The organism is Vibrio sp. TRT 21S02, from assembly GCF_050113675.1.
Taxonomy (GTDB): Bacteria; Pseudomonadota; Gammaproteobacteria; order Enterobacterales; family Vibrionaceae; genus Vibrio.
This window is the reverse complement of record NZ_JBNJOI010000034.1, coordinates 1-11,827: the sequence shown is the minus strand read 5'-3', so window position 1 is coordinate 11,827 and position 11,827 is coordinate 1. Positions and strand designations below refer to the sequence as shown.

13 protein-coding genes are annotated in these 11,827 nt (G+C 40.1%); all 13 read left to right on the top strand.

Annotated elements, in window-relative coordinates; translation table 11 throughout:
• Positions 1–737 precede the first annotated feature (737 nt).
• The gene (locus tag ACQEXU_RS21260) at positions 738–1,949 is read left to right on the top strand and encodes a serine/threonine-protein kinase (RefSeq protein ID WP_427012221.1); all 1,212 of its coding nucleotides are present in this window, start codon (positions 738–740) and stop codon (positions 1,947–1,949) included.
• Positions 1,950–2,116: 167 nt separating this feature from the next.
• Complete coding sequence (locus ACQEXU_RS21255; protein ID WP_427012220.1) at positions 2,117–2,830, top strand: hypothetical protein; 714 nt, start codon at positions 2,117–2,119, stop codon at positions 2,828–2,830.
• A 1,335-nt stretch (positions 2,831–4,165) separates the two neighbouring features.
• Complete coding sequence (locus ACQEXU_RS21250; protein ID WP_050907515.1) at positions 4,166–4,492, top strand: hypothetical protein; 327 nt, start codon at positions 4,166–4,168, stop codon at positions 4,490–4,492.
• A 159-nt stretch (positions 4,493–4,651) separates the two neighbouring features.
• Complete coding sequence (locus ACQEXU_RS21245) at positions 4,652–5,038, top strand: NUDIX hydrolase (protein WP_427012219.1); 387 nt, start codon at positions 4,652–4,654, stop codon at positions 5,036–5,038.
• Between the two features lie 132 nt (positions 5,039–5,170).
• Positions 5,171–5,695: a hypothetical protein gene (locus tag ACQEXU_RS21240; protein ID WP_263223063.1), complete on the top strand. Its 525-nt coding sequence runs from the start codon at positions 5,171–5,173 to the stop codon at positions 5,693–5,695.
• Positions 5,696–5,861: 166 nt separating this feature from the next.
• On the top strand, positions 5,862–6,164 hold the full coding sequence (locus ACQEXU_RS21235; protein ID WP_427012218.1) for a hypothetical protein: 303 nt from the start codon (positions 5,862–5,864) through the stop codon (positions 6,162–6,164).
• Positions 6,165–6,371: 207 nt separating this feature from the next.
• Positions 6,372–6,752 carry a DUF7668 domain-containing protein gene (locus ACQEXU_RS21230; RefSeq protein ID WP_427012217.1) on the top strand — a complete coding sequence of 127 codons (381 nt, stop codon included), beginning with the start codon at positions 6,372–6,374 and terminating at the stop codon, positions 6,750–6,752.
• A 156-nt stretch (positions 6,753–6,908) separates the two neighbouring features.
• On the top strand, positions 6,909–7,853 hold the full coding sequence (locus ACQEXU_RS21225) for a hypothetical protein (protein ID WP_427012216.1): 945 nt from the start codon (positions 6,909–6,911) through the stop codon (positions 7,851–7,853).
• A 188-nt stretch (positions 7,854–8,041) separates the two neighbouring features.
• On the top strand, positions 8,042–8,374 hold the full coding sequence (locus ACQEXU_RS21220; RefSeq protein ID WP_427012215.1) for a hypothetical protein: 333 nt from the start codon (positions 8,042–8,044) through the stop codon (positions 8,372–8,374).
• Between the two features lie 135 nt (positions 8,375–8,509).
• Positions 8,510–9,580 carry a hypothetical protein gene (locus tag ACQEXU_RS21215; RefSeq protein WP_427012214.1) on the top strand — a complete coding sequence of 357 codons (1,071 nt, stop codon included), beginning with the start codon at positions 8,510–8,512 and terminating at the stop codon, positions 9,578–9,580.
• 143 nt (positions 9,581–9,723) lie between these two features.
• Positions 9,724–10,359, top strand: coding sequence for an AbiV family abortive infection protein (locus ACQEXU_RS21210; RefSeq protein ID WP_427012213.1), 636 nt, complete (start codon positions 9,724–9,726; stop codon positions 10,357–10,359).
• Between the two features lie 149 nt (positions 10,360–10,508).
• On the top strand, positions 10,509–11,057 hold the full coding sequence (locus ACQEXU_RS21205) for a hypothetical protein (RefSeq protein ID WP_427012212.1): 549 nt from the start codon (positions 10,509–10,511) through the stop codon (positions 11,055–11,057).
• Between the two features lie 154 nt (positions 11,058–11,211).
• Complete coding sequence (locus ACQEXU_RS21200; RefSeq protein ID WP_140069005.1) at positions 11,212–11,757, top strand: GNAT family N-acetyltransferase; 546 nt, start codon at positions 11,212–11,214, stop codon at positions 11,755–11,757.
• The last annotated feature ends 70 nt before the right edge of the window (positions 11,758–11,827 follow it).

The window sequence follows — 11,827 nt, the reverse complement described above, 5'->3', positions numbered from 1 at the left end:
ACAATTCCGTCAGGAAGGCGTGTACTTAAAATCAGGCTCATAACAAGGCGTTTAAGGCGGACTCACAACGCTTTGCGGTTTCAGTTTTAGTCGGGTTAAGTGTTTAAGGTATAATGGTTTAGGCGTGGTGGTTGGCGTTGTTCACCACTTAACGCGGCGTTAGGCGACGGGCAGAAAAGTCTTTGTTCTCATCTTCTTAGTTCTCTTTGAGCCTTTGCTTTTCTAAGTCGGCAATTAAGCGCTGTCGGCTCAAATTCTTGAATATCTCCAACCGTAAAACATGCCAAAATTCGTGGGTTGCCTCATTGGTTTTCAGTGTCGGTAGGTCGCGAGTTTCACTGGTTCAAAGTGTGGTAAGGCCAAGTCAATCGTAGCTTTCGTTTCTGCTACTAGCCCGTAGCTGTTAGTTTCTCAGGTTCAAAAGCTACTTAGTCGCTGCAAATTCGTATTTCGTAGTAGTTGGGATTTTGGCTGAAACACAGTGAGTTTGTGGTTCTTGAATCGCAAAAAGTATGTGTGCATTTGGTTGGCTATAGGGTTTCAGGTAATCTGTTTTCAAAACCACTTAAACACGGGCGGGAAACTTCGCCTAACAAGGCGTTTAAGGCGGACTCACAACGCTTTGCGGTTTTGGTTTAAGTCAGCTTAAGTGTTTAAGGTGCAATGGTTTAGGTTTGGTGGTTGGCGTTGTTCACCACTTAACGCGGCGTTAGTATTCTTATAAAGTTCAGAGGTAAATGTTGGACGAATATTCAATTCATCTAAAGCGACAAGGCTTTGACTTGCTCGAGGATATTGGAAGTGGACTTTCTGGTAAAACCAAGAAAGCCAAGCAAAGCTCCTTGGAAAGGTTCGTTGCCGTAAAGTTCTTCGATAGTGTATTTAATCGAAACAACTCCGAGCTAAAGAAAAAGTTTAAGAGGGAAGCGTTCATTCTTTCAGAGGCGCAACATCCAGCGATTCCGTATGTCATTACTCATGGCGAAGTTAAATGTGAGCATGATTCGGTTCCATACATCGTTATGGAGTATATCGATGGTACAAATTTGGAAGATTATGTCCAAAAGCACGGTGTAATTGAGCAGCGACAGGTCATCACAATTGCAACTCAGATTCTTGATGCTCTGTCACTTGTGCATTCAAAGGGAATTATTCATAGAGACATAAAGCCCTCAAACATCATGCTATCGTCAACTGGTCACGCTTATCTGATCGATTTTTCAATTGGCTTTGCGCCTTCTGGAAACCCAAACTTTACAAGAGCAACTCGAACTGGAGACCACCTAGGCTCGGTGGAGTACATGTCCCCAGAGCAAAGCGTGGATATGAAAAACGTTGATTGCCGTTCTGATATTTACTCTTTGGGGCTAACACTCTGCAAATTGCTTACGGGCACACCAACGCCCAAAGCGTTGGACAAGCCAGAGCTATCAGTTCCTTATGCTTTACGAAACTTAATTAATAAGGCTTCAGAGTATGACGCCAACAATCGCTATCAAAATGTCGATGACATTTTGAGGGAGCTAAAAAGTATTTCTGGCGCTGGGCATTTCGCAATAAACACGCCAAGCAAAGCACTTTGCTCGAATTTGAAATGTCCAGATGCGCAATGGTCACCAAATGGGTACTACAGGGGAGCTAATTTTACAGAAAACTGCATTGATATTCATTGTACTTCCTGTGGTGACAAACTCACCTATCAATGTACGTGTGGGTACCCGATAGCCGAAACCCGTTTCTGTGGTGGCTGTGGTACTGAGCTATTCAAAGTACCAGAGTGTAGTAGTTGTGGCTCCTATCTAAAGAAACAAGATATGAGCAAAGATACGTCAAAAGGTTGCAGCAAGTGTCTAGCTAAGCAAGTTCTACCACAGCCTCAACAACCTATTTGGGGGCAGCCACAACAGAAACCGGCTGGTATGAACTTTGATGACGATATTCCGTTCTGAGGAACTGAATACTAACAAGGCGTTTAAGGCGGATTCACAACGCTTAGTGATTTCAGTTCAGGTTGGGTTAAGTGTTTAAGGTACAATGGTTTAAGTTTGGTGGTTGGCGTTGTTCACCACTTAACGCGGCGTTAAGTGCTTATGTGCGGTAATTAGAGGTGTCATAAATGAGAGTTCCAGCTCAATTCATGCATGTTGGTTTTTTTGATTTGCTGTGTGATGCATTAATTCAACATCATCAGTCTAAAGAAAATGAGGGTTGTAGTTATAGGTGTAACCGCTTTGCTCGTTCTTCTATATGTGCTTCAGTGCTATCAATTGAGAGCTGTGCCAACGTTTTATTGCAGCAAATTGAAATCTCATCGCAGACACTAAACGATTTAGATCGGATGCCGGCTTTGTCAAAAATAGATATTTTCCTACGTGTTGAGCACAAACTTTCTGGTTTAGATTACGGAAATAATGTTGTTCAAAAAATCAAAGAGCTCCTTCAAATTCGAAATCAATTTGTGCATCAAAAAGGTACCAAAATTAAAACTGATATTGGCGAGCCTCAAGATGGCAATGAAAACTGGATCTTACCAATGGATCTTGAAGGTAAATTGCATAAGCAAGTTAAAATACCCAAATGTTCAATGTTTTGGAGCAATCATAGTGCTTTTGAAGTTCTGAAAGCAGTGTACAGTTTTTACAACTATCTATTTCACGAGCTTATCCCATTAGAAAATGAAGAACTGGTTATCATCCTAATGAATCGTATACAGTTTGGTAATTATGCGATGCCTAACCTGTTCGATGAGATGTACACTGAAATACAGGAAGCAGAAAGCATAGGGTTAAAGCTAAAGTTCTTTAATGGGGCGCCGTGGACACGCACTTAACAAAGCATTTAAGAGCGATTCCTTACGCTTGCCAGTTTCGCTTCGCTCACAGTATGGCAAGCGCGCGTCACACCTTAATGCGGCGTTATGTTTACTTGAAATTCAAAGGCTTAAAGTTCTTAGGCTCTAGTTCTTTGTCCCTATGGCAATTCGTCTCTAGTAGACTCAGCAAATCCGCATTGTCGGTCTAAGTTCTTGAATCTCTCAGCCCGTAAAACATGCCAATGTTCGCGGGTTGCTTCATTGTCAGGTCGTGGTAGTTGGCTGTTTGTGTAACTGGTTTTAAGTCGCTTTCAGGTTCATAACCAAGCAGCATTTCAGCTTGGCAGTTGCCTCGGCAATTCAAAATTGTTTTGCGCTTTGGTTGGAAAGAAAGGGCGCTTGTTGGAGCTTTGTCGGGTTGCCTCATTGGGCAGGGAAGTGGAATTACTGGTTTTGGGGTAGTCGCTTTTGGCGGCCAAGTTGGTTCTTGCCTTGTGGTTTGGTTCAGAAAACTGGCTTGAAATAGCAGTTCTTTCTCAAGTAAATCATGTGTTTGTGGTAAAACATAACAAACAATTCAACAGTGATTCGCAACGCTTGGCGTTCTCACTTCGGGTTGAGTTTGGTGTTTACGGCGCAGTGGTTAAGTTCAGTGTCTGCGCTGCTCACACGTTAATTGGGCGTTAGGCGACGGGCAGAAAGTTCTTTGTTCTCATCTTCTTAGTTCTCTTTAACCTTTCGCTTTTCTATGTCGGCAACTCAGCACTGACGGTTTAAATTCTTGAATCTCTCCAACCGTAAAACATGCCAAAGTTCGTGGGTTGCCTCATTGGTTCTTGTCGCTGGTTGGTGGTGAGTTTCACTGGCTTAAAGTGTGGACAGGGCAGGTCAATTGTAGCTTTCGTTTTTGCTATTAGCTTGTAGCTGTTAGTTTCTCAGGTTCAAAAGCTACTTAGTCGCTGCAAATTCGCATTTCGTGGTTGTTGAAACCATGGCTGAAACATAGTGGCTTTTGTGGTTCTTGAATCGCAAAAAGTCTGTGTGCATTTGGTTGGCAATAGGGTTTCAGGTAACCTGATTTCAAAGTCACGTAAACACTGGTGAGAAACTTCGCCTAACAAGGCGTTTAAGGCGGACTCACAACGCTTTGCGCTTTCAGTTTAAGTTGAATTTAGTGTTTAAGGTGCAATGGTTTAAGTTTGGTGGTTGCGTTGTTCACCACTTAACGCGGCGTTAGGCAGCAACTATGAAATTGACTTAAATCAGGTTATTCTTCAATTCAAAAGTTGACCTGTTGATTGACTACTAAGCTCTATGTACATGAATGTTAGCTAAGTACATAAGGAGCATATTATGGAGTCTTTTGATAATGTTATTGAGTCAGCATGCACAACTCAAATTACGTATTTATTTGGTGTCTTAGTTAAGGCTCTCGCTAATTCTGATGAAGAGTCCCAAGCCGATGCTGTGAAGCGTTTTCGAAGGGGTCTTCTAAATATAAACCATGCCAAATATTTAGCTTTAAAAGCTGGAAATGAATTACCAATCATGCCTGAAATAAATCTTGATAAAGAACTAAGATTTATCGAAATCATTGATGATATGTTTGTTGAGTGTGGAATATGTGGCGGTAAAGTTGACTTAAGAACTGGAAAATGTCCATGTGATTTCAACAATTAGTCCCAACTGCCTAACAATCTGTTTAAGAGTGATTCGCAACACTTGGCATTTTTGCTATGCGTTGCGTTTAGTGTTTAAGGTGGTATGCAGGGGCTTCGGTATTGCGTTGCTCACACCTTAACAGGGCGTTATGTGTATCCGCTTGGAAAGGAGTACAGTTTGAAAAATCTATCAATGGCTGTAGTGGTGAAACAAGGTAAAGTTCTTATTCAGAACCGCTACCGGCGTAGTAAAGGTATGGTTTTTGAATTTCCAGGCGGTTCGGTAGATTCTGGTGAAAGTGGTGAGCAAGCCGCTATACGGGAACTATGGGAAGAAACAGGTTTAAGCGGTCTTAGGGTTCTAGGTAATCACACTGCTCAAAATTGCTATGGTGGTGAAATAAGTTATGTAGTTTTAGAGGCTCTACCGAACCAAGAGCCAGCAGCCGTAGACCCAGAACGGAAGCAGACTTTCTACTGGTTTATTCCTACCGATATTCCTCGTGGTGACTTCTTTGACGCTGACTTAGCCTTTATCGAAAAGCATTTAGGATTATACACATAACAATAAATTTAAGAGTGATTCACAACGCTTGGCGCCGTCGCTTCAAGTAAGTTTAGTGTTTATGGCACAATGGTTTAGCTAAGGTGGTAGCGTTGTTCACACCTTAATTTGGCGTTATGTTAAAGGAGAATTATGGAACGTTCCATTTTGCTAGAAAGGGCATTGTCCAATTGTGTTGATTTTGTACGTCAGTATGTATATTACTTGCGCCTAACAGAAAGGAGAAATGAATTTCCCGACTTGGTTCATACGTATATACATAATAATTTTATATGTATGGCTGTATTTAATTGGAGTCATGCTTTTGGACATCACAACGATGTTTTGCATTTTCGTAATGTGAGTACAGATGGTGATCAATTCAAAGAAGATTTATTGCGACGCTTAGAACTTGATAATGATGGCTGGAAAGCATATTGGGAAGAAATGAAAGCGTTTCGGGATAAGCGAGTTGCCCATATAGATCCAGATCCTCAAGTAAAAATTCCAGACTTGGATAAAGCATATGTATGCATAAGTTATTATTATCATTCATTTGTTGGTGAGCTTAAAGAGTTAGGTGGTTATGATGTATTCCCTGATAACTTAGACAAATTTAGCGATACTTTGCATAAGAAGTACGAGAAAACAGTCATCAGCCTACTATCAGGGTTTTAACATAACAAACTGTTTAAGAGTGATTCGCAACGCGTGGCAACTTTACTATGCGTTGCGTTTAGTGTTTAAGGTGGTATGCGGCGGCCTTTGTATTGCGTTGCTCACACCTTAACAGGGCGTTATATTTTTTATCAATTTCAGAGCTAGAATCATGGATGGAGGCCTAGTGAAGCCAATAGTGGTAACTCTATGTGGAAGTATAAGATTTAAGCAGGCATTTTTGGATGCTAACTTTAATGAAACCATGGCTGGAAATATTGTTCTAAGCGTTGGTGGCTTGGAGCGTGATGAGCATTTCGTTCTGACAGAAGAAGAGCAACGAATGTTAGGTGAGCTGCATAAACGCAAAATAGATATTTCTGATGAAATTTTCGTTTTAAATGTGGGTGGGTATATCGGGAAAAGTACCCAAAGCGAAATTAAATATGCTCGACAACACGAAAAAAATGTACGGTTTCTTGAAAAATAATCGAGCCCTGACAGATTTTCTAGGCTTACACTTGGTGCAAACCAAAATATAACAAAGCATTTAAGAGTGATTCCCAACGCTTGGCATTTTTCATTCCATCGTTGGTTTTTGTGTTTACGGTGGTATGGTTAAGTTTCGTGGTAGCGTTGCTCACACCTTAATGCGGCGTTAGGCGTAAATCATTTTTTGGTTATTTATAGGAATTCTATGTCTGAATTTGAAGTTACAAAAGGTAAGGATATTCAACAACCCATCCCTTCGATTTGGCGTCCAATATTTTGCAGTATTGTAAAATCATTTGTAGAGCGTGATTACACAATAAGCAGTGGCTTAGAAGGTCTAGCTCCTGTTACAAGTGAAACCTCAACTCAAATTGAAGAGTTCATTGATGATTACGGTGAGTTGTTGATAGAGCTTCCTGATGAAACTTGGGAATCGTCTATTTGTATGTGGATGGGTAACCATTGGGATGTTTTAATTGATTTGTGGACTGAGTCAGAAGGCAGGAGTGATTTAGTACTGAGTGCACAAGTTACTGAATCAGACAATAGTTTTGTTGTTAATGTTGATATGGTTTATGTTCCGTAAATACGCCTAACAAAGCATTTAAGAGTGACTCACAACGCTTGGCGATTTCAGTTTAAACTTGGTTTTAGTGTTTAAGGTGCAGTGGTTTAGGTTGGGTGTTTAGCGTTGTTCGCACCTTAATGCGGCGTTATGTGTAACTTTAGAATCGCAGGTAAAATGAAATCAATAAATGAAAAGCAAGTAATATACTTTATTATTCCTTATATTTTTCTAAATACAACGATAATATCATTGTGTTCTTTTTTACTGTATTTAGCTGATGAATTTAGGCACCCTAACGGTTTGAGCTTTGCCATATGTATGAGCGTGATTGTTATCGTTTACTTCACTCTTTTTAGGTTAACTGTATGTAGGTTGCCAGATGTTTCAGAAAAACAAACTAGCGAAGGGATTAAGAAAAGACCTCAAGTATTTTTCCCGATAGTGGTTGGTGTTGTTTGTTCGTTGTTAGCCGCAGATGCGATTGAATTATATACACAGAACCCGATAGGGATAGCCCAGATATCTGACATTAAGAAATATCCAAACGAAGAATACTTTTACGTTGATAGTATCAAACGTTTACCGAGCAATATGGAAGCTTTTTACTATCTGACGACAAAGCGGTCGAACAGAGGACCATTACAATACAATATAAAGTACTTCCGAGGTGGAAATTTGGAGGGTATGCCTGATATCTACTTTTTTTCGTCAGATGTGTACTATGTTGGTACTGAATATACACCAAGTAGTATTCTTGAAAGGTCTAAATTTGCACTCTCTAAAGAGAATGAGAAATTTAATACTTTCCTTGAGCAAGGAGGCTATATAAAACGTATGTCTAGTTTTCAAAGAGAACTAATTAATAGCAAGGTCTATAATATATCGAAATCTAACTGGTTTAAGACAGCCAGTCACTTCGGCGTGGTACAGGACCCCAATTCTGAATCAAAACAAAATGGGATGTATGTATTAGTTTTGGCATTATTGTCATCAGTCATCTCTATTTCAACAATGTTTCTCCCTACTTGTTCAAGTTCATTACGAGTAGTAGAGAAAGAAAATGGGTATTTCAATAGGATATTTAAACATAAGTTATACAAACATATCACTCGGAGTTAAGTGTATATCCAATTATTCGAGCATTTTGGCAAAGCGCAAGTCACACATAACAAAGCATTTAAGAGTGACTCACAACGCTTGGCGATCTCAGTTTAAACTTGGGTTTAGTGTTTAAGGTGCGATGGTTTAGGTTAGGTGTTTTAGCGTTGTTCGCACCTTAATGCGGCGTTAGGTGTCAGGAGGTCAAATTGTCAGAAAAAGTGATTTTTGCAGACTTTGCAAATAATGATTTGGTTGAGTTTAAGTATAATGTCGACCCTTGGGACTCTTCGTTGAGCTCAATTGAAATGGTGTCTCACGACAGGAATGGCATGTTCAAAAGCTTCAAGTTTGAAGGTGTGTCTAACCTAGAAATTGAAAAAGGCTTCAGTGGGCATCTTGGTGGTACAGCGATTATAGATATCAGTGGCCGTCAATGGGCTCAAGCTCAAATAGAGGTTCATAACTATGAGTCTGGTTCAGGAATTTCCTTTTTGGCTATGAGCTTTTCAGTTTCAGAAGTCTCGGAGGCATACACCTAACAAACTGTTCAAGAGGGATTCGCAACGCGTGGCATTTTTACTGTGCGTTGGTTTAAGTGATTAAGGTGGTATGCAGCGGCTTCGGTATTGCGTTGCTCACCCCTTAACAGGGCGTTATATTTTTAATGGAGTTTTATGAACCAGTTTTTTGAAAATGAAACAACTCAACGAGTAATTTCTAAGTTCATCAATAGAGTTGATGGGTTAACTTACGAGTCAGACTTTGAAAGCAACCGCAGCAAACACCTGCTTGTTGTCTGCAAGGCTATAATAAGTAGCCCTGACTTGTGGGATTCGCGTTGCCAAATAAACATTGGTTGGGTTGGGGAGCATCTAGTTCATTTTTTGGGGGAGAGAACTGCAAGTTTGGATAAGGAAGAATTAGATAGCGCGATGGGGTTGTTGTTCAGGTTCCTTTTAGAGTTTCATTTGTCCACTCCAAATGACATTCATAGAGATTTAGAGAGGGCTAGACGCTTTTGTACTGAGAACTCAACAAGTTTTTCCGATGAGGGGCAATCTGATATTCATTTCGCAATTAGTGAAATGCCTATTGCTATCTTAAAGGAAATCGCCAATAGTCCTGCTGTCGAAAGTGTCCGCAAACTACACTTGGCTAAGTCAAGCTTCGAAGATACAAAAAAATCATGGGACAAGGAGCTCAAAGAAAGAGAAGATCGAGCATCTAATTTAAAGCAATCTCTTGATACATATAAAGATGCTTTCAATTTCGTTGGGTTGAGTGATGGTTTTAACAATCTAGCAGAGCAGAAAAAGAAAGAAATTAAGAACGTCCTATTGTGGCTAAGGCTAGTATCTATTCTCATTCTATTACCCCTCATTTTCGAAGTGTCATATGTGCTAGCGAATATTGAAAAAGGTGCTGAATTGACGAGGATAATGATGTTGGTCGCTCTACCTACAGTTTCACTTGTCGTTATTCTGGTATATTACTTTCGAGTTCTTCTGGCTAATTACAAATCCTTACAGTCTCAATTGCTACAAATAGATCTTAGAATGACCCTTTGTCGCTTCATACATAACTATTCTGAGTATGCAGGTGATATGAAGAAACAAGACAAAGATTCTTTGGATAAATTTGAAAGCATAATATTTTCAGGGATAGCTCCCAACGCTGATCATATACCATCTACTTTTGATGGTGTTGAGCAACTTGGTAAGCTAATAAAGTCTGTCAAACAATAAAAATATAACAAACTGTTTAAGAGTGATTCGCAACGCGTGGCATTTTTACTATGCGTTGCGTTTAGTGTTTAAGGTGGTTTGCGGTGGCATCGGCATTGCGTTGCTCACACCTTAACAGGGCGTTAAATTCACGGAGGCAGAAAATGTCGCTAAATATCAATCAAATTGACGAGTACATGACAGCGTTAGTAACTAACGCAAGAGGGCTTATCCGAGAATCAGAGCTACTTATGAAGAAAAAGGCGTATGCACGATCTTACACATTGTCTCATATAGCGAGAGAAGAATTAGCAAAATGCCAAATTCTATACGGAGCTGGTCGTAGATTGATTGCTGGGATTGACGTTGATTGGAAACAAACTATGAAACGTCTCAGAGAGCATAAATCCAAATTGAACCAAGAAACCATAAACAATGCAGCATTGTGCTTTATTGGTGGAAATGAGCAGGTTTACAATGATGCAATGCAGTCAGTAAAGGCATCTTCAGACTTACGTAATGACTACAAAAACAATTCGTTATATGTAGGAGTGTCCACAGATGGCAGCATTTTGTGCCCAAACAATGTAATAGATCAGGCAAGGGCTCAACGCAATTTAGAATTAGCCCGTTTTGCGCTTACTGAAGAAGTTAACTTTCAAAGCAAGGCTGGGAAAATATCTAAAATGGATCCCAACAAATTGCCAGACATTTCTAAAGTGGATTCAATGACAAACGTCGAGTACAAAGCGGTACTAGAGCAGTTCGCTGATACTTTCCGGAACACGTCTAAAAAGTGAATTTAACAAACTGTTTAAGAGTGATTCGCAATGCGTGGCATTTTTACTGTGCGTTGGTTTTAGTGTTTAAGGTGGTATGCGGCGGCATTGGTATTGCGTTGCTCACACCTTAACAGGGCGTTATACGATTCGGAAAACTAGAGGTTTTGGTGAATAGAAAGAATGATGGGTTGTTGAGACAGTTTAAGCGCATTGCTATCTCATTTGCAGACTTTAAAGAGGCGCATGATATTGTCTCTCATATTGAGAAAAGTAATCTTTATTCTGACATCGACAACAACTTTCTTGTACTGTCAGCGTTAACGAATGCAATGATAATCTCCTATTGCAAACCATTCTCTGGCAATGACTCTCGAAACAAGTCCAAAGTCCCCTATTTAACAAATTCTGCTTTGAAAGTGTTGTCGTCTGAGGAACTGAGTCTACATAAATTTCTAATCCAACGCCGGAATCAGCTCATAGCACATTCAGATTCTCAGGCTATTGATATAAAGTTTGTCATTCATAGCTTTGGCGAAACGCAAATGCTTCAACCTGTTAGAAATAGAAGTTCGGTTTGTTTAAACCTCGAACAGCTAGAGGTATTTGAAAGTATGTCGCTAAAATTGCTCTCATATGTGGCAAATTTACGTAATGATATGGAACCAAGTATCATCCCTCTGCTCACAAAAGAGTATACAGAAGATTGGGGTGAGTAAAATCGTATAACAAGCAATTCAAGCTGATTCGCAACGCTCGGCGTTTTCAGTTTCAATTAGTTTGGTGATTACGGTGAAGTGCTCAGGTAATGTGGAAGCGTTGCTCACCACTTAACGCGGCGTTATGCGTAATCGATGGACTACGGAGTACTAGATGGAAGTAGTAGAAGCGGAAAAATCGGATTTAGATTCATTCTTTGCGTATCTTGAAAATCAGCTGTCTGAAAATGGTAATGGAGAAGTTCCTCTTTTCCAGCCAATGTCCAGAGAGCAAAGTGAAATTCCAGAAGCAACAAAAGATAAGTTTGTCCAAGGCTTTTCCCATCAGTTTGGCGATTTAGGTTGGAGAAAGCTTTGGGTTGTAAAAGACACCTATGGAAGTATCAAAGGTCATATTGATCTCCGCCATCACGGTGATGATAGCCGTTCTCATCGAGTTCTACTTGGTATGGGCGTAGATGTTTCCTGCCGGAAGCAAGGTATTGGTCAACGACTCATTGATGCGGTTATAAATTTCTGCCAAGAAAAAGCCGAAATTGACTGGCTTGATCTTTGTGTATTATCAGAGAATTTTCCAGCAAAGAACCTCTACCTAAAATCAGGGTTTAATGTTGTTGGAGAGTTCAAGGATCAATATAGAATCGACGGGTTGTCTGTTTCGGAAACAGCAATGACAAAGCACGTCAAAAATTACGCATAACAAGCAATTTAAGAGGGATTCACAACGCTTGGCATTTTTGCTTCTACTTCAAATTTAGTGTTTATGGCAC

Excerpts from the sequence above, each read along its gene's own strand:
- ACQEXU_RS21240 (WP_263223063.1), top strand. The coding sequence starts at position 5,171 with ATGGAACGTTCCATTTTGCTAGAAAGGGCATTGTCCAATTGTGTTGAT.
- ACQEXU_RS21215 (WP_427012214.1), top strand. The coding sequence starts at position 8,510 with ATGAACCAGTTTTTTGAAAATGAAACAACTCAACGAGTAATTTCTAAG.
- ACQEXU_RS21225 (WP_427012216.1), top strand. The coding sequence starts at position 6,909 with ATGAAATCAATAAATGAAAAGCAAGTAATATACTTTATTATTCCTTAT.
- ACQEXU_RS21230 (WP_427012217.1), top strand. The coding sequence starts at position 6,372 with ATGTCTGAATTTGAAGTTACAAAAGGTAAGGATATTCAACAACCCATC.
- ACQEXU_RS21250 (WP_050907515.1), top strand. The coding sequence starts at position 4,166 with ATGGAGTCTTTTGATAATGTTATTGAGTCAGCATGCACAACTCAAATT.
- ACQEXU_RS21210 (WP_427012213.1), top strand. The coding sequence starts at position 9,724 with ATGTCGCTAAATATCAATCAAATTGACGAGTACATGACAGCGTTAGTA.
- ACQEXU_RS21260 (WP_427012221.1), top strand. The coding sequence starts at position 738 with ATGTTGGACGAATATTCAATTCATCTAAAGCGACAAGGCTTTGACTTG.
- ACQEXU_RS21200 (WP_140069005.1), top strand. The coding sequence starts at position 11,212 with ATGGAAGTAGTAGAAGCGGAAAAATCGGATTTAGATTCATTCTTTGCG.
- ACQEXU_RS21255 (WP_427012220.1), top strand. The coding sequence starts at position 2,117 with ATGAGAGTTCCAGCTCAATTCATGCATGTTGGTTTTTTTGATTTGCTG.